The following is a 17,670-nucleotide window of genomic DNA, read 5'->3' as shown; positions in this document are numbered from 1 at the left end:
AAGGCATGAAATGAAATTGCTGCGCTACGGCGACAAGGGCCGGGAAAAACCCGGAATGCTCGATCGCGAGGGACGCCTCCGTGATCTCTCGGGAATCGTCGACGACATTGCCGGCGACACGCTGACGCCGGAAGGCTTGCAGCGCCTGCGCACGCTTGATCCGGAAACGCTGCCGCCAGTGACCGGCGGACCGCGCATCGGTGCCTGCGTCGGCAAGATCGGCAAGTTCGTCTGCATCGGCCTCAACTACGCCGACCATGCCGCCGAAACCGGGGTGGAACCGCCGAAGGAACCGGTGATCTTCAACAAATGGACCAGCGCGGTCTGCGGTCCGGACGACGAGATCGAGATCCCGCGCGGCTCGCGCAAGACCGATTGGGAAGTGGAGCTCGGCGTGGTGATCGGGCGCGGCGGCCGTTACATCGCCGAAGCCGATGCGATGACGCATGTCGCCGGCTACTGCGTGATCAACGACGTGTCCGAACGCGAATTCCAGCTCGAAGGCACCGGCACCTGGGACAAGGGCAAGGGCTGCGACACCTTCGGGCCGATCGGTCCGTGGCTGGTGACCGCCGACGAAATCCTCGATCCGCACGCGCTGGGCCTGTGGCTGGAAGTCGACGGCCATCGCTACCAGGATGGCAATACCCGCACGATGATCTTCCGCATCCCGTTCCTGATCAGCTATCTCAGCCGTTTCATGAGCCTGCAACCGGGCGACGTGATTTCCACCGGCACGCCGCCGGGCGTCGGCCTCGGGCAGAAACCGCAGCCGGTGTACCTGCGTGCGGGACAGACGATGCGACTGGGCATCGACGGACTTGGCCAACAGCGGCAACAGGTGGTGCAGGCATGAGTGCAAGCGTGCGGATCACGGGAATGCGCGTCGAGGACTTGCGCTTCCCGACCTCGCAACACCTCGACGGATCGGACGCGATGAATCCCGATCCCGACTATTCCGCTGCCTACGTGATCCTGGAAACGTCGCGCGACGGACTGGAAGGCCACGGCCTCACCTTCACCATCGGGCGCGGCAATGAAGTGTGCTGCGCGGCGATCGAAGCCCTGCGCCACCTGGTGGTCGGACTCGACCTCGACTGGATCGCCGCGGACATGGGCCGTTTCTGGCGCCACGTCACCGGCGACAGTCAGCTGCGCTGGATCGGGCCCGACAAGGGTGCGATGCATCTGGCGATCGGCGCGGTGGTCAACGCGGTATGGGACCTGTGGGCGAAGTCGGAAAACAAGCCGGTGTGGCGACTGGTCGCCGAGATGACGCCGGAAGAACTGGTGCGCTGCGTCGATTTCCGCTACCTCACCGACGCGATCACGCCCGACGAGGCGTTGGTGCTGCTGCGCGAACGCGCCGGCGGCAAGGCCGAACGCATCGCCATCCTCGAACGCGAAGGCTATCCCTGCTACACCACGTCGGCCGGCTGGCTTGGTTATTCCGACGACAAGCTGCGTCGCCTGTGCCAGCAGGCGATCGATGCTGGCTTCGACCACGTCAAGCTCAAGGTCGGGCGCGACCTCGACGACGACATCCGCCGCGTGCGCATCGCCCGCGAGGTGATCGGCCCGCAGCGCAAATTGATGATCGACGCCAACCAGATCTGGGAAGTCGACCAGGCGATCGACTGGGTGCGGCAGCTCGCATTCGCATCGCCGTGGTTCATCGAGGAGCCGACCAGCCCCGACGACATCGCCGGCCATCGCGCGATCCGCGCCGGCGTCGCCCCGATCAAGGTCGCGACCGGCGAGATGTGCCAGAACCGCATCATGTGGAAGCAGTTCATCGCCGGTGGCGCGGTTGATGTGGTGCAGATCGATGCCTGCCGCGTCGGTGGCGTCAACGAAGTGCTGGCGATCCTGCTGCTGGCGGCGAAGTACGGCCTGCCGGTATGCCCGCACGCCGGTGGCGTCGGCCTCTGCGAATACGTGCAGCATCTGGCGATGATCGATTTCGTCTGCATCGCCGGCACCCGCGAAGATCGCGTGGTCGAATACGTTGACCATCTGCACGAGCATTTCGTCGATCCCTGCGTGATTCGCGATGCCTCCTACATGCCGCCGAGCGCACCGGGCTTCTCGATCACGATGCTGCCGCAGACGCTGCGCGGGTATCGTCATCCTCCCGTCGCCCAGGTCGCCTGAGCCCCGACACGATGATGCGGATCGACGCCCATCAGCATTTCTGGCGCTATGCCGCGGAGGCCTATCCGTGGATCGGCGACGACATGCCGGCGTTGAAGCGCGATCGCCTGCCGCAGGACCTCAAGCCCGAACTGGATGCAGCGCACATCGATGGCTGCATCGCCGTGCAAGCCCGCGCCGATGAAGCGGAAAACGCCTTCCTGCTCGAACTCGCGGCTGCGCATCCATGGATCGTCGCGGTGGTCGGCTGGATCGACCTGTTTGCCGCTGATGCCAGCGCGCGCCTCGATCATTGGTGCGCGCATCCGGAATTCCGCGGCGTGCGCCATCTGTTGCAGGACGATCCCGATGTCGTCGCGACGCTTGCCGACCCGCGCTTCAATGCCGGCATCGATGACATCCAGCGGCGCCGTCTGGTTTACGACGTGCTGGTCCGCGGATCGGCACAACTGGCGGCGGCTGTCCCGTTCTGCGCCCGTCATGATCGCCACTGGCTGGTCCTGGATCATCTCGGCAAGCCGGTGATCGACGCGACGATAGATCCCGACTGGCGCAAGGCCATTGCTGCGCTCGGCGCATTGCCGCATGTGCTGTGCAAATTGTCCGGACTGGTGACCGAGCTGGCGACGCCCGCGATCGATGCCGACGCGATCCACCGCCACCTCGACGTGGTGCTGGAAGCGTTCGGTGCGGAACGACTGATGTTCGGTTCCGACTGGCCGGTGTGCGAGTTGCGCGCCGACTACGCGGAGGTCGCCGCGATCGTGCGCGATTGGGCCGGACGCCTGTCCGCGAACGAGCAAGCGCAATTGTGGGGCGGCAGCGCGGCGCGCTGCTATGGTTTCACGGCCTGAGTACGGAGCAAAACGGCAATGGATCTCGAATTGCAGCGCAAGGTGGTGATCGTGACCGGTGGCGGTTCCGGTATTGGTGCTGCCATCACCCTGGCGCTGGCGCACGAGGGCGCGATCCCGGTCATCTTCGGCCACAGTCCGCTGGCGGACGATTTCTCGATCGCGCTGCGGCAATTGCAGCCGTCGTTCCGCTTCCACCAGCTCGATCTCGCCAACGCCGATGCCTGCGCGCACGCGGTGTCCTCGACGCTGGCCGAATTCGGCGAACTGCACGGCCTCGTCAACAATGCCGGCGTCAACGACAACGTCGGACTCGATGCCGGCCGCGCCGCCTTCGTGCGGTCGCTCGAGAACAACCTCATCCATTACTACGTGATGGCGCACCTGTGCGTGGATGCCTTGAAGGCCTCGCACGGCAGCATCGTCAACATCTCGTCCAAGACCGCGGTGACCGGCCAGGGCGGCACCAGCGGGTACTGCGCCGCCAAGGGCGCGCAACTGTCACTGACGCGCGAATGGGCGGCGTCGCTGCTCGACGACGGCGTGCGCGTCAACGCGGTGATCCCGGCCGAAGTGATGACGCCGCTCTACCGCAGCTGGCTGGCCGAATTCGACGATCCCGAGGCCAAACTCGCCAACATCACCCGCCATGTTCCGCTGGGCAAGCGCATGACCCGCGCCGATGAGGTCGCCGACCTGGTGCTGTTCCTGCTGTCCACGCGCGCCTCGCACATCACCGGGCAATGGATGTTCGTCGACGGCGGCTATACCCATCTCGACCGGGCGCTGACCTGATGCGCCATTGCCTCGCCCTCGATCTCCAGGACGATCCTGCGCTGATCGCGGAATACGAACGCCATCACCGCGACGTGTGGCCGGAAGTGCTCGCGCATCTGCGCGACCACGGCGTCACCGAACTGGAAATCTTCCGGCTCGGCACGCGCCTGGTGATGGTGATGGACACCGACGATGCCCGCTTCGACGCCGCGGCGATGTCCGCCGCCGAGCGCGACGATCCGCGCCTGATCGCCTGGGAAACCCTCATGTGGACTTTCCAGAAGGCGACGCCATGGACGCCGGCCGGCAGCAAATGGACGCCGATGCCGTCGATCTTCCGTCTTTCCGACACCACTTCCGACTGAGCGTACGCCGGGGATTCCGCCATGCAGACTGCACCGACCCGTGACAATGCCGCACTCCCCGCCGCTTCCGGCAGCAATGTCCGCCTCGCCTTCGTGCTGGTGACCAGCCTGTTCTTCCTGTGGGGCCTGTCCTACGGATTGCTCGACGTCCTCAACAAGCATTTCCAGGAATCGTTGCACATCAGCCGCGCACGCTCCGGCCTGCTGCAGATGGCCTACTTCGGCGCCTATTTCCTGATGGCCTTGCCGGCGGCATGGTTGATGCAGCGGCGTGGCTACAAGTTCGGCATCCTGTTCGGGCTGCTGCTGTTCGCGACCGGCGCATTGCTGTTCATCCCCGCGACCGCGCTGCTCGATTTCAACGTCTTCCTGTTCGCGCTGTTCGTGATCGCCTGCGGCGCGGCCTGCCTGGAAACCGCCGCCAATCCCTATGTCACCGTGCTCGGCGATCCCGCCAACGGCGCGCGCCGGCTCAACTTCGCGCAATCGTTCAATGGCCTCGCTTCGTTCATCGGCCCGCTGATTGGCGGAGCACTGTTCTTCAAGGGCAGCAGCGGACAGGCCGCGCAAGCCGGCTTCTCCGGCGTGCAGGGAACATATGTGGTGATCGCCGCGGTGGTCGTCGCGCTCGGCGTGCTGATCGCACGCACGCCCATGCCCGACGTCCGCGAAGCCGACGCTTCCGGCAGCACCGGCCACGACGGCTCGCTGTGGTCGAACCGCCATTTCAGCGGCGCGGTGATCGCGCAGTTCTTCTACGTCGCGGCGCAGGTCGGGGTCAACGCCTACTTCATCAACTACGTCACCGAACAGGTCGGCGTGAGTTCGCAGGCCGGTGCCTTCCTGTTGTCGATGCCGATGCTGTGCTTCGTGGCCGGTCGTTTCGCCGGCACCGCGGTGATGGGCAAATTCGGACCGGTGCGACTGCTGACCTGGTATGCATTGATCAGCATCGCGCTCGCACTGGCGGTAGTCGCCGGTTTCGGCTGGCTGTCGGTCGCGGCGCTGGTGGCGATCTCGTTCTTCATGTCGATCATGTTCCCGACCATCTTCGCGCTCGGCGTCGAAGGCCTGGGCGCGCAAACCAAGCGCGGCGCTTCCTTCATCGTGATGGCGGTGGTCGGCGGCGCGATCGCGCCGCCCATCATGGGCTGGATCGCCGATCGCTCCGGCACCCACATCGCCTACCTCGTTCCCGTCGCCTGTTTCGTGGTCGTGGCGTGGTACGGCCGCGTCGCGGCATCGCGTGCCTGAGGGACACGGACGATGGCTGCCCCGATCACCTGCAACGAGGACCTGCGCCTGCTGGCGAAGCGCCGCGCCCCGCGCGCGATCTTCGACTACGTCGATTGCGGCAGCTATGACGAAGCGACCCTGCGTTCCAACCGCGCCGCCTTCGATGCATTGAAACTGCGCCAGCGGGTGATGATCGACGTCGACCAGCGATCGACCGCAACCACCATGATCGGCCAGGCCGTGACGATGCCGGTCGCGATCGCGCCGACCGGGCTGACCGGCATCCTCCACCCCGACGGCGAGATCCACGCCGCGCGCGCCGCGCAGAAGTTCGGCGTGCCATTCACCCTCAGCACGGTGTCGATCTGCTCGATCGAGGACATCCGCGCGGCGACAAACCACCCCTTCTGGTTCCAGCTGTACGTGATGCGCGATCGCGGTTTCGCCGCGTCGTTGATCGAGCGCGCCAAGGCTGCGCAATGCTCGGCGCTGATGCTCACCGCCGATCTGCAGATCCAGGGCCAGCGTCATCGCGACATCAAGAACGGACTCACCGTTCCGCCCAAGCTCACGCTTGCCAACGCGATCGACGTGATGACGAAACCGCGCTGGGCCTTCGGCATGCTGGCGACGCCACGGCGCAATTTCGGCAATCTCGCCGGCTTCATTCCCGGCGGCGGCAAGGGCCTGACCACGCTGTCGCAATGGATCGGCAGCCAGTTCGATCCGACGCTGAGCTGGAAGGACGTCGAATGGGTGCGTTCGTTGTGGCCGGGCAAGTTGATCGTCAAGGGCATCCTCGATCCCGAGGACGCGCGCCATGCCGTCGACGCCGGCGCCGATGCCGTGGTGGTGTCGAACCACGGCGGTCGCCAGCTGGATGGCGCGCCTTCATCGCTCGAGGTGCTGCCGCGAATCGTCGACGCCATTGGCGGGCGCAGCGAACTGTGGCTGGACAGTGGCGTGCGCAGCGGCCAAGACGTGCTGAAAGCACTGGCGATGGGCGCACACGCGACGCTGATCGGGAAGGCGTTTCTCTACGGGCTGGGCGCGATGGGCGAACGCGGCGTCACCACCGCGCTGGAACTCATCCGCAAGGAACTCGACGTGAGCATGGCGCTGACCGGCACCCGCGACGTGCGCGACATCGACCGCCAGTCGTTGTGGAATCCGCCGGCATGAAGGCGGCGATGCGTCCGGGAATCAGGTCTTGAGCCGCGAGAAGATCCGGATCACCGAATCGAGATGCGCCCGCATCGCCTTGCGCGCGGCGGCCGCATCGCGGGCGCTGATCGCCTCGACGATCAGGCGGTGCTCGTGCTCAGAGCGGTGCGGCATGTCCTTGGTGGAATACAGCCGCTGCAGATGCTGGAACATGGAGCCGTACTTGTGACCGAGCAGGTGGCGGATCAGCAAGGCATAGGCGGGATTTCCGCTGGCGTCGGCGATGCGCACGTGCAACAGGCGGTCGCCGGGGTGCGTGGTCGAACCCGCCATGTTGTCGCTGATGTTCTGCTGATAGGCCTCGCGAATGCCGACCAATTCCTCTTCACTGGCGTTTTCCGCGGCCAGCGCGGCGGCTTCCGGCTCGACCAGGCGTCGCGCCTGCAGCAACGAGAACGGCGGCACTTCGGCGCCGAAATCCGGCTCCACCGACAGTTCGGGATCCAGTTCCCACGGCCGCGCATGCGCCGCCTGTTCGATCACGCCGGCGCCGCCGTTGGCGGCCGCAGGCTTGACGTCCAGCACCTGCACGCCATCGCCCACGCGTACCCGCACGCGCCCGATCACCTCGAGTGCGATCAAGGCCTCGCGCAAGGACGTGCGGCTCACGCCGAACTGCTGCGACAACTCGCGTTCCGGCGGCAGGTAACTGCCCGGCGGGTATTCGCCGCGATCGATCATGCCGCGCAACTGATCGGCGATCTGCTGATAGAGGCGGCGATTCTGGATGCTCTTGACCGGCATCTGGCCAGTATAGGCCAGCCTCCTTCCCCCACGCATTGCCACCATCACGGGATGTCCACCCCATGAAATCCACCTATCGCGCATCGTCGTTGTCGCGTCTTGTCGCCTGCACGTTCGCACTGCTGCTTCCCGCCGCCACGCTGCACGCCAGCGACACCACGGGCGTGCCCGCGCTGGTGCCGCTGCCCGCCGCGGTCGCAGTGCAGGAAGGCCGCTTCGTGCCCAAGGGCACGCTGCGCATCGCTTTCTCCGGCACCACACCGGACCGCGCCGCCCTGCTGAAACTGGCCGGCGACACGTTGCGCCAAGCCTGGCACCGTCCTGTCGTCGTTGTCGGCACACGTGCGCATGCCGATGTTCGCATCACGCGCGCGCAGGACGACAGCAACCCCGAGGGCTATGCGCTCGACGTCGCACGCGACGGCATCGCGCTGCGTGCATCCGGCGATGCCGGCCTGTTCTACGGACTGCAGACACTGCGACAACTGGCCCCGCCTGACAGCGACGCGAAGCAGGGCATCGCCGCCATCCGCATCAACGACCAGCCGCGCTTCGGCTACCGCGGCGTGATGCTCGACTCGGCGCGCCACATGCAATCGGTCGCCAGCATCCACCAGCTGATCGACCTGATGGCGCGCTACAAGTTCAACACCTTGCACTGGCACATCACCGACGACCAGGGCTGGCGTCTCGAGATCAAACGTTATCCCGAACTGACCAGCATCGGCGGCTGGCGCAAGGAGACTGTCGGCTACAACCGCGAGCAGAAGACATTCGTCGGCGACGGCATCCGCTACGGCGGCTTCTACACCCAGGCGCAGGCGCGCGAAATCGTCGCCTATGCCAGGGCGCGCCACATCCAGGTGATTCCGGAAATCGACATGCCCGGCCACATGGTCGCGGCGATCACCGCATACCCCCAACTTGCCTGCACGCCGGGCCCGTTCGAAGTGCGCACGACCTGGGGCGTGGCCGACGACATCCTGTGCCCGAGCGAACAGACCTTCGACTTCCTCAAGAACGTGTTGAGCGAAGTGATGGCGATCTTCCCCGCGCGCGAAATCCACCTCGGTGGCGACGAAGCGCCGACCACGCGCTGGAAGCAGAGCGCGCTGGTGCAGGACATCATCCGCCGCGAAGGCCTGAAGGACGAACATGCGGTGCAGGGCTGGTTCCTGCGCCGTGTCGAGAATTTCGTGGAATCGCACGGTCGCCGCATCATCGGCTGGGACGAAATCCTCGATGGCGATCCCTCGCGCAGCGCGATCGTGATGTCCTGGCGTGGCGAAAGCGGCGGCATCCGCGCGGCGCAACGCGGCCAGGACGTGATCATGTCGCCGACCGGATATTCGTATTTCGATTACTGCCAGGCGCACGGCGGCGATGAACCCTACTGCCCGGGCAGCCTGCCGCTGAAGCAGGTCTATCGCTTCGAGCCGGTGCCCAGGGAGCTGACGCCCACGGAAGCCACGCACATCCTCGGCGGCCAGGCCAACCTGTGGACCGAGCACATTTCCAGCGACGCGAACTTGCAATACATGTTGTGGCCGCGCCTGCTGGCCATGAGCGAAGCGGTGTGGTCGCCGCGCGACGCCCGCGACTGGACCGATTTCAATCGCCGCCTCGGTCCGCAACTGGCGCAGCTCGATCGACTGAACGTGAATTACCGCATTCCCGACGTCGAGGGCCTCGATGGCCCGGTCGCCACGCTGGATGCGCAGACGACGCTCGCGCTGAAGGCGCCGGCGATTCCCGGCGCGCGCATCGTCTATACCACCGACGGCAGCATCCCGGATGCGCGCTCGCCGGTGTATTCCCAGCCATTGACGCTGTCCCCCACCACCACGCCAACGCAAGTCGGCGCGCGCCTGCTGCTCGCCGATGGTCGCCTCGGGCCCGTGCGTCGCAGCAGCATCGTCCGCACCGAACTGATGCCGGCGCAGGCCATCGATGCGGCGTCCCTGTCTCCCGGACTGCAGCGCGCGTATTTCGAGCTGGCGATGGAACGCACCACGCCGTTGCTGTCCGCCACGCCGCTGCGCAGCGACATCGCCAATGTCATCGAGATTCCGACAGACGCGCGCGCGGAGCAATTCGGATTGCGCTACCAGGGCGACCTGGTCGTTCCCGCCGACGATGTCTATCGCTTCGTGCTCGGATCCGACGACGGCGCGCAACTCTACATCGACGGCAAGCTGGTAGTCGACCGCGACGGCCTGCAATCACCGGGCGACACCAGCGCCGATGTCGCCCTGGCGCGCGGCGTGCATCGCTTCGACCTGCGCTATTTCCAGGGCGGCGGCGATCGCCTGCTGCAACTGAAACTGGGTCGCGCCGGGCAAACGCCGGCGGTCATCCCGCCGGCTTGGCTGCGTCATTGAGCCTCAGTGCATCAATGCGTCGTGGCCGGACACGCCGGTGCCGGCGCATCCTGCACCCGGGTGCCCCAGCCATTCGGATCTGGCGTGTCGCTCAGCGTGTATTGCAGCGTGCCGCCGCGACGCAGCGCGTCGACGTCCAGCCAGACGTTGCTCACCGGCTTGCCATCGAACTTCACGGACGACACGGCACTCGCCGCGCCCGGTTTGGCCGTCGGCGCTTCGACGCGCAACATGCGGCCTTCACCGAGATCGAGGGTGATGCGCGGATAGCGCGGCGGCAGCAGCAGCATTTCGCCGGTGCCCGACATCAATGGCGAGAAGCCGAGCGTGCTGAACAGATACCAGGCCGACATGGTGCCGAGGTCGTCGTTGCCGGTCACGCCATTCGGCGCGTTGGTGAACAACGTCTGCGCCGCGCGCAACACGCCGGCGGTCTTCCATGGCTGGCCGATCAGGCTGTACAGGCTCGGCACCAGCATGGTCGGTTCGTTGTTGGGATTGAAGCGGTACTGGCCGTAGTAGTCGTAGGCGCCACCGACCCAGGTCTTGCGCGCGGCCTGCGGATCGGCGCCGATGGCGTCCCAGGCGAAGAAGGCATCGAGGCGCTTGCCCATCTGTTCGCGACCACCCATCGCCGCCGCCAGCGCGGGCACGTCCTGCGGCACCATCCACTGGTACTGCCATGCCGTGCCTTCATGGAATCCGTAATGCGAGCGCGGGCTGTACTGGCCACTCGGCGGCGTGAACCAGTCGCCACCTTCCAGCTTCGGGCGCGGGAAGCCGACGAACGCAGACTCCGGTTCGCTCAATTTCGCATCCCACAGGTTGCGCCAGTTGCCGGCGCGCGACTGCAGCGCCTTGGCGTCATCGCCATGCCCCAGCGCCTGCGCCATCTGCGCAAGAGAACAATCGGCGGCGGCGTATTCGAACGTGGCCGAACCCCCGTTGCCGGGATCGACATCCATGCCCTTGGCCGGGAAGGTGCGATCGAACATCACGAAGCCATGCGCGAGATAGTTGACGTTGCCGGCGCGGCCTTCGCTGCGCGAGCTCAGCGGCGGCACTCCCCAAGCGTTCTTGCGCAGCGCCGTCCACGCTTCGTTTTCCATGCCCTTCAGCGCGCCGTAGCGCCACAGGTCGACGAGGAAGGGCGTCACCGGATCACCGGTCATGGTGTTGGTGTCGAAATCCGCATAGCCCCACTTTGGCAGCCAACCGTTTTGCGCATCGATCGCGATCAGCGTGCGTCCGATGTCACGCGCACGCTGCGGTTGCAGCAGGGCCAGCAACTGGTTCTGCGCGCGATAGGTGTCCCACAGCGAGAAGTACTCGTAGTAGGTCCAGCCATCGGCGCGATGGATCTTGTCGTCATAGCCGCGATAGCGACCATCGGCATCGTTGCCGGTCATCGGCTGCAGGAAGGTGTGGTAGAGCGCGGTGTAGAACACGCTGCGATCGTCGGCGGAGCCGCCATCGATCTTCACCTTCGCCAGTTCCTTCTCCCAGTCGCGCTGCACCGAAGCGCGCATCGCGTCGAAGCCGATCAGCTTGCCGCCCTGCATGCCTTCGGCGCGCAGGTTGTTGCGCGCGCCCTCGATGTCGACGTGCGAGATCGCGGTGGTCGCGGTGACGCTGCGCCCGCCCTTCAATCCGAAGCTCAGCCAGGCGCCGTTCAACGGTTCGTATTCGCTCTCCATGCTGTAGCGCGCGCCCGGCGTGCCGCCGGCCTGGCCCCAGACGCCGAAGGCGGTGAACGGACGATCGAATTCGATGCGGAACCAGGTCGAATACTGGTGTCCGCCGCAGAAACTCACGGTGGTGATCTTGCCTTCCACCGCATGATCGCCGACCACGCGCACTTCGCTGCCAATCACACGATGCTTGGCATTCGCCTGCGAAACGTTGACCAGCACGTGGCCGGTATCGACGTTCGCGGCCCAGGTATAGCGCTCGGCGGAGGCACGCGGCATCGCTGTGGTCTCGACATCGATGCCGCCGTAATCGGTCAAACGCGCCTTGAAGTAACCGGCCTCGTGGGCGCCGCCTTCCAGCGTGTAGCGCGCGCCGTAGGTTTTCTGGTCGAAGGCCTTGCTGGTCTTGGTGTCGAAGCTGCCGCCCGGCGCGATGCTGCCGGTCACCGGCAGCACCGACACCTGGCCGCCCTGCTCCCAGCAGCCTGCACCGGACAGGAAGGAGTGCCCGATGCCGAGGATTTTTTCGTCGCCGTAGCGCCAGCCGGCGTAATGCGAGCCGATCGGGCTGGCCTGGATCATCCCGAACGGCGCCGATGCGCCGGGGAAGGTATTGCCCTCGTCCTGGGTTCCGATCAAGGTGTTCACGGTCGCGGCGAGCGACGTGCGCGACTGTGTCGCAGCGGTCATGCTTGCCGGAAGCGTCAACACCAGGGCGGCAACGAACGTTGCCAGCGGACGGGAGGGGAAATGCAGTCGGGACAGGTTGGGCATGCGGGCCTCGGGACTGTACGAACACGGGTCGTCCGGGATGATATGCTCGATTTGAATCGATTTAAAAGCCCGATCCCGTCATGAGTGCCCGGCAACGCGTCACCGTCGAAGACATCGCCCGTGCTTGTGGCGTTTCCCGTGCCACCGTGTCGCTGGTGCTGCGCGGCAGCCCGCTGGTGCATCGCGACACCCGCCAGCGCGTCGAAGAGGAAATGAAGCGCCAGGGCTACGTCTACAACCGCGCGGCCGCCAACCTGCGCCGTCGCGTGTCCAACAGCATCGCCCTGGTTATCAACGATCTCTCCAACCCGTTCTTCGCCGAATTCGCGACCGGCGTCGATGAGGCATTGGGCGGCAAGGGTTACGTCACCCTGCTTGGCTGCAGCAACGAATCCCCGCAGCGCCAGCTGCAAGTGCTCAATTCGCTGATGGAGCACCACCCCGCCGCGATCATCCTGTCGCCGGCGGAAAACACCGATGCCCGCGACGTCGCCCGCGTGGTCGGCAATACCCCGGTGGTGGTGTTCAACCGCATGCTCGACCACGACGACAACGGTTTCGACCACGATTTCCTCGGCCTCGACAACCGCGGCGGCGCCATGCAGGCAACCGCGCACCTGATCGAACGCGGCCATCGCGACATCGCCTTCTTCGGTGGCCATGCCAACTCCAGTTCGTGCCAGGAACGTCGCGAAGGCTATCGCGATGCCCTGAAAAAAGCCGGCTTGCGCGTGCGCAACGAATGGATGATCGAATCGGCGCCGACCCGCGTCGATGCCTGCGCGCGCAGCGAAGCGCTGTTTTCCGGCAATGCCAAGCCGACCGCCGCGGTCTGCTACAACGATGCCGTCGCGCTCGGCCTGATGCTCGGCCTCGCCCATCACGGCCTGCGACCCGGCTTCGATTTCGCCGTCACCGGGTTCGACGACATCCCCGAAGCGGCGATGAGCATGCCGGCGCTTACCACGCTCGTTGCCGATCCCCGCGCGCGCGGCCGCCAAGCCGCCGACATGGTCTTGCGCCGCGTCGAACACGCGACGCCCGTATCGCCCCCCAACATCGTGCCGGTGCGGCTGATCGAACGCACCAGCAGTCCACAACCAGGATCCATCCCTTGAGCACCATCGTCTGTTTCGGCGAAGCCCTGATCGATTTCCTCGCCGCACCCGAAGGCGGACAAGGCCGCGTGTTCCGTCAATTCGCCGGCGGTGCGCCAGCCAATGCCGCGGTCGCGATCGCGCGCCTCGGCGGCAGCTGCGAATTCGTCGGCATGCTCGGCCGCGACATGTTCGGCGACTTCCTGCTCGACAGCCTGCACGAATCCGGCGTCGGCACGCGTTATGTACGTCGCACCGACCACGCCAATACCGCACTTGCATTCGTCTCGCTCGATGCCCGCGGCGAACGTAGTTTCAGCTTCTATCGCCCGCCCGCGGCCGACCTGTTGTTCGCGCAAAACGACTTCGACGACGCCTGCTTCCGCGATCTCGGCATCTTCCATGTCTGCAGCAACAGCATGACCGATGCGCAAATCGCCGAGACCACCTTGTCCGGCCTGCAGCGCGCGCGCGCCGCAGGCGCGCTCACCAGCATCGACGTCAACCTGCGGCCGGCGCTGTGGCCGGAAGGCAAGCCGGTGATCGAACGCCTGTGGCAGGCATTGGCACTGGCCGACATGGTCAAGCTCGCGCGCGAGGAACTGGAATTCCTGCAGCAAGGCACGGCATCCGCGGATGCCGTGATCGAACGCCTGCTGCGCGATGCACGCCTTGTCCTCGTCACCGACGGCGGCGAACCGATCCGCTGGCATACCCGCAACGCGAATGGCGTGTTGCCGACGCAGACGGTGACCGCGATCGACACCACGGCCGCCGGCGACGCCTTCATCGGCGGATTGCTGTGCGGGTTGCAGCGCGACGACATCGACACCACGCGCTTCGATGCGTTCCTCGCCGATACCGAAACGCTGCAGCGCGCGCTGCGTTATGCCGCCGCCTGTGGTGCATTCGCGGTGACCCGCCATGGTTCGTTCGCGTCGCTGCCGACGCATGAGGAAGCCCTGGCCCTGCTCGCCGCCGGCTGATTTTTCTGAATGCGGGAAGTGTTGCGGGGCAGCATGCATCCGCCTCGTACCCGTGTTATTAATCCGTTGCCGTGACATTAGATCGATCTAAATCGATCGCTCACGGCTGCAGGGAAGGGTCTGAAGTCTGACGGCGGGGCGGCTGTGGCAATCCAGAACAGTCGAAGCGGTTCCCCCACGATTTGGATCGATCCATATCCTCCCCGCGCTCGTCGCCGATCCAATCCCAGCAGAGAGAACGGAATGAAACTGTCCACCCGCCCGCAGCACCGGAACCCGCTGTCCGCCGCAATCGCCGTCGTCCTCGCCGCCGCCACGATGTCGCCGGCCATCGCCTTCGCCCAACAGGCGACCGCCCCCGCCGACAGCGCCGCAACCAGCGCGCAGGCGGAACAGAAGAAAGCCGGGGAACTCGACAAGGTCACGGTCACCGGCTTCCGCTATTCGATCGAGAAGAGCCTCGACCAGAAGCGCGATGCCAACGCGATCGTCGAGGTGATCACGGCGGAAGACGTCAGCAAGTTCCCGGACAAGAACGTCGCCGATGCACTGCAGCGCGTGCCCGGCGTGGTGATCAATCGCAGTGGTGGCGAAGGCAAGTCGGTGAGCGTGCGCGGCCTGCAGCCGGGTCTCACCCTGACCGAATTGAACGGCAACTTCATCGCCTCCTCCGAAACCAACAGCGAAGCGACGCGCTCGTTCAACTACACGCTGATGCCGGCGAACATGCTGTCCAGCGCGGAACTGTTCAAGACGCCGGAAGCCCGCCTTGATGAAGGCGGAATCGGCGGCACGGTGATCCTGCACACGCGCAAGCCGCTCGACCTGAAGCCGAACTCGGGCTATGTCTCGCTGGAAGGCACCATGTCCGATACCCGGGCCAACGAACGCGTCGATACCCAGGCGTCGGCGATGTACTCCTGGCACAGCAAGGACAACCGCTTCGGCGTGCTGATCGGTGCGACCAAGCAGAAGCGCACCAATCGCAGCATGGAAGTCAGCACCGAGGATTGGCAGTGGTACGGCGACGATTACACCAACCATCCGGCCACTGACGTCAATGGCCATCCCTTCACCAAATCGGTGGACGACCAGATCCACTACTGGTGGGGCGAATCCGGCTTCTACGACCAGAACGGCGGTTACCACTCCAATTTCTTCATGCCGACCTCGGTCGATTTCGCCGTCCGCAACGAGCATCGCGAACGCACCGGCGGCCAGTTCACCTTCCAGTTCCGCCCGATCGACAACCTGACGCTGACGGCCAACTATTTCCGCTTCCAGTTAAAGGGCGACTACAGCCTCAACATGCTGAAGATCCCGGAATGGAACCTCGCTCGCTATTCGGGTGACGGCAACTGGCCGGGCGGTCGCATGCTCGATCACCTGAACTTCGATCCCAGCGGCAGCATCGTCACCGGCGCCCAATACTCGATGCACCCTGGCAAGGCTTACTACTGCAACGAGGCCCAGGCTGCCGCGGCAGGCAAGAGCCCGGGCGGCTGGGGTCCGGACGACTGCACCATCCCGACACCGCAACTCACCGGCGGCTACAGCGTCGAAAAGACGACATCGCAAACGGCGGACCTCGGCGCCGAATGGAAGATCAGCCCGCTGTTCAGCGCGAGCTTCAAGGGTGGCCGCACCTGGTCGTCGGGTGGCCCGTCGATGAACTTCCGCATGTCGGCCAAGCCGCGTCGCCTGGTCAATGGCGTGTGGCAGGCTGGCAATACCAGCAGCGCTTGGGACCTGACCGGCACGCCGTCGATGACGTTCTCGCCCAACCTGCAGCAGAACCTGATGAACGGCATCGCCGAAGTCGACACCGGCTCGACCGATTCCTCGTGGGTCCAGACCAGCGTCAAGCAGAACTACTTCCAGGCCGATTTCAGCAAGCTGTTCGACAAGGGCTGGGTGGACTCGATCCAGTTCGGCGCGAAATTCACCGACAGCAAGGTCCATCGCAATACCGGCAACAACTACTGGGCATGCCAGGGCACGGATCCGTCCAATTACAACAACCGCTACCAGGCCGGTTGCGATCCGAATGCCGGCGTGGCCCAACCCTATTTCTTCCTCGACCAGCCACTCGGCAACATCGCCGGCGGCTTCAATGCCAACGTCTTCCCGGGGATCAATTTCCCGGGCTACATCAACTATCTGAACAACCACTACGGTCCGATGCAGACGCGCATCGAGCCCGACTTCATCTACAACGTCGGCGAGAAGGCGATGGCTGGTTACTTCCAGCTCAACTTCAAGACCGAACGCCTGCGCGGCAACATCGGCCTTCGCGTCGTGCGTACCAAGCAGCATGCGGAGTCGACCGACTCGATCGAGAAGTTCAACGACTACTTCGCGAACAACACCGCCGGCACCCCGATGTCCTGCACCGACGCCGGAGCGGCCGCGCTGCTGGGCAGCGGCAATGGCTACACCTGCGAAAGCGGCTTCGTGCGGTTGCCCGACAACCTCGCGCGATCGAAGACGTTCGCCTACGCATCGCTGGACAAGACCTATAACGACATCCTGCCGAGCTTCAACATCGCCTACGACCTCGCCAAGAACGTGGTGCTGCGTGGCGCAGCGTCCAAGGTGATTTCGCGTCCGGCGTATACCGACATTGCCTATCCGGGCAATCTCAGCTACTACAGCCCCGAATACGCCGCCGACCGCCGCGTTGCCGGCGGCACCGTCAACCCCGGCTGGTACGGATCGGGCAGCAACAAGGACCTGGAACCGTTCCAGGCAACCCAGTACGACCTCGGCCTCGAGTGGTACTTCCATCCGGGCTCGGTGGTGGGCTTGGGCCTGTTCCGCAAGGACGCCAAGAACTTCGTGGTTCCGGTGACGCTCAACCAGCAGATGAATGTTGGTGGTCAGTCGGTCCTGGTGCAGCAGTACAGCACCCAGGCCAACGGTCGCAACGGCACTTCGCAGGGCGCCGAACTGTACGCCCAGTACACCTTCGATTTCGGCCTCGGCTTCCAGGCCAATTACACCTACAACAAGACCAACTACGCCGCGATCACGCTCAATGGCGTGCAGGTCGGCAGTTCGCCGCTGCCTGGCAGCGCCAAGAACCAGGCCAACTTCACCGTGTTCTATGAAACCAAGAAGTTCTTGGCGCGCGCGTCCTACAACCGCCGCGGCGAACTGGTGGGAGACATCGTCAACGGCCTCAGCGTCTATTCCGAACCGTATGACCAGCTCGACCTCAACCTCGGCTACAACTTCACCGACCAGCTGACCTTGACCGGCTCGGTGTTGAACGCGACCAAGTCGGAGCAGCGCGCCCACCTCGGCAACGACACCAAGGATCGCTTCTACTCCAACAACTATTCCGGCCGCCAGATGTATCTTGGCGTGACGTACAAGTTCTGAAGT

General features: G+C 65.1%; 13 protein-coding genes. 11 read left to right on the top strand and 2 right to left on the bottom strand.

Going from position 1 to position 17,670, the window contains the following annotated elements; translation table 11 throughout:
• Positions 1 to 10 precede the first annotated feature (10 nt).
• Genes ABE093_RS09970 through ABE093_RS09940 form a run of 7 tightly spaced genes read left to right on the top strand, consistent with a single transcriptional unit; the run spans position 11 to position 6,568 of the window.
• On the top strand, positions 11 to 856 hold the full coding sequence (locus ABE093_RS09970; protein ID WP_430760735.1) for a fumarylacetoacetate hydrolase family protein: 846 nt from the start codon (positions 11 to 13) through the stop codon (positions 854 to 856).
• Positions 853 to 2,154 carry an L-fuconate dehydratase gene (locus ABE093_RS09965; RefSeq protein WP_430760734.1) on the top strand — a complete coding sequence of 434 codons (1,302 nt, stop codon included), beginning with the start codon at positions 853 to 855 and terminating at the stop codon, positions 2,152 to 2,154. Before ABE093_RS09970 ends, ABE093_RS09965 begins: the two co-directional genes overlap by 4 nt.
• Positions 2,155 to 2,165: 11 nt before the next feature.
• Positions 2,166 to 3,008: an amidohydrolase family protein gene (locus ABE093_RS09960; RefSeq protein WP_430760733.1), complete on the top strand. Its 843-nt coding sequence runs from the start codon at positions 2,166 to 2,168 to the stop codon at positions 3,006 to 3,008.
• An 18-nt stretch (positions 3,009 to 3,026) separates the two neighbouring features.
• Positions 3,027 to 3,803: an SDR family oxidoreductase gene (locus ABE093_RS09955; RefSeq protein WP_430760732.1), complete on the top strand. Its 777-nt coding sequence runs from the start codon at positions 3,027 to 3,029 to the stop codon at positions 3,801 to 3,803.
• Positions 3,803 to 4,150: an L-rhamnose mutarotase gene (locus tag ABE093_RS09950; protein WP_430760731.1), complete on the top strand. Its 348-nt coding sequence runs from the start codon at positions 3,803 to 3,805 to the stop codon at positions 4,148 to 4,150. Before ABE093_RS09955 ends, ABE093_RS09950 begins: the two co-directional genes overlap by 1 nt.
• 21 nt (positions 4,151 to 4,171) lie before the next feature.
• The gene (gene fucP, locus ABE093_RS09945; protein WP_430760730.1) at positions 4,172 to 5,404 is read left to right on the top strand and encodes an L-fucose:H+ symporter permease; all 1,233 of its coding nucleotides are present in this window, start codon (positions 4,172 to 4,174) and stop codon (positions 5,402 to 5,404) included.
• A 12-nt stretch (positions 5,405 to 5,416) separates the two neighbouring features.
• Positions 5,417 to 6,568 (top strand): alpha-hydroxy acid oxidase, encoded by a 1,152-nt coding sequence (locus ABE093_RS09940; RefSeq protein WP_430760729.1) that lies wholly within the window; start codon positions 5,417 to 5,419, stop codon positions 6,566 to 6,568.
• A 21-nt stretch (positions 6,569 to 6,589) separates the two neighbouring features.
• On the opposite strand, the gene ABE093_RS09935 is transcribed toward ABE093_RS09940, so the two are convergent.
• Complete coding sequence (locus ABE093_RS09935; RefSeq protein ID WP_430760728.1) at positions 6,590 to 7,354, bottom strand: FadR/GntR family transcriptional regulator; 765 nt, start codon at positions 7,352 to 7,354, stop codon at positions 6,590 to 6,592.
• A 62-nt stretch (positions 7,355 to 7,416) separates the two neighbouring features.
• On the opposite strand from ABE093_RS09935, the gene ABE093_RS09930 reads away from it, so the two are divergent.
• Positions 7,417 to 9,735 (top strand): family 20 glycosylhydrolase, encoded by a 2,319-nt coding sequence (locus tag ABE093_RS09930; protein ID WP_430760727.1) that lies wholly within the window; start codon positions 7,417 to 7,419, stop codon positions 9,733 to 9,735.
• Between the two features lie 11 nt (positions 9,736 to 9,746).
• On the opposite strand, the gene ABE093_RS09925 is transcribed toward ABE093_RS09930, so the two are convergent.
• On the bottom strand, positions 9,747 to 12,200 hold the full coding sequence (locus tag ABE093_RS09925) for a GH92 family glycosyl hydrolase (protein ID WP_430760726.1): 2,454 nt from the start codon (positions 12,198 to 12,200) through the stop codon (positions 9,747 to 9,749).
• Positions 12,201 to 12,280: 80 nt separating this feature from the next.
• Between ABE093_RS09925 and ABE093_RS09920 the strand changes: the two genes are divergently transcribed.
• The 3 genes from ABE093_RS09920 (at position 12,281) to ABE093_RS09910 (ending at position 17,667) form a co-directional block, all read left to right on the top strand.
• Positions 12,281 to 13,318 carry a LacI family DNA-binding transcriptional regulator gene (locus tag ABE093_RS09920; protein WP_430760725.1) on the top strand — a complete coding sequence of 346 codons (1,038 nt, stop codon included), beginning with the start codon at positions 12,281 to 12,283 and terminating at the stop codon, positions 13,316 to 13,318.
• A complete protein-coding gene (locus tag ABE093_RS09915) occupies positions 13,315 to 14,283 on the top strand; it encodes a carbohydrate kinase family protein (protein WP_430760724.1) in 969 nt (322 codons plus the stop codon). The genes ABE093_RS09920 and ABE093_RS09915 overlap by 4 nt, the downstream gene beginning before the upstream one ends.
• A gap of 243 nt (positions 14,284 to 14,526) precedes the next feature.
• Complete coding sequence (locus ABE093_RS09910) at positions 14,527 to 17,667, top strand: TonB-dependent receptor (RefSeq protein ID WP_430760723.1); 3,141 nt, start codon at positions 14,527 to 14,529, stop codon at positions 17,665 to 17,667.
• The last annotated feature ends 3 nt before the right edge of the window (positions 17,668 to 17,670 follow it).

This window comes from Solilutibacter silvestris (assembly GCF_050574925.1).
GTDB lineage: Bacteria > Pseudomonadota > Gammaproteobacteria > Xanthomonadales > Xanthomonadaceae > Solilutibacter > Solilutibacter silvestris_A.
The sequence above is the reverse complement of the archived record's forward strand: the minus strand, read 5'-3'. Positions and strand labels throughout refer to the sequence as shown.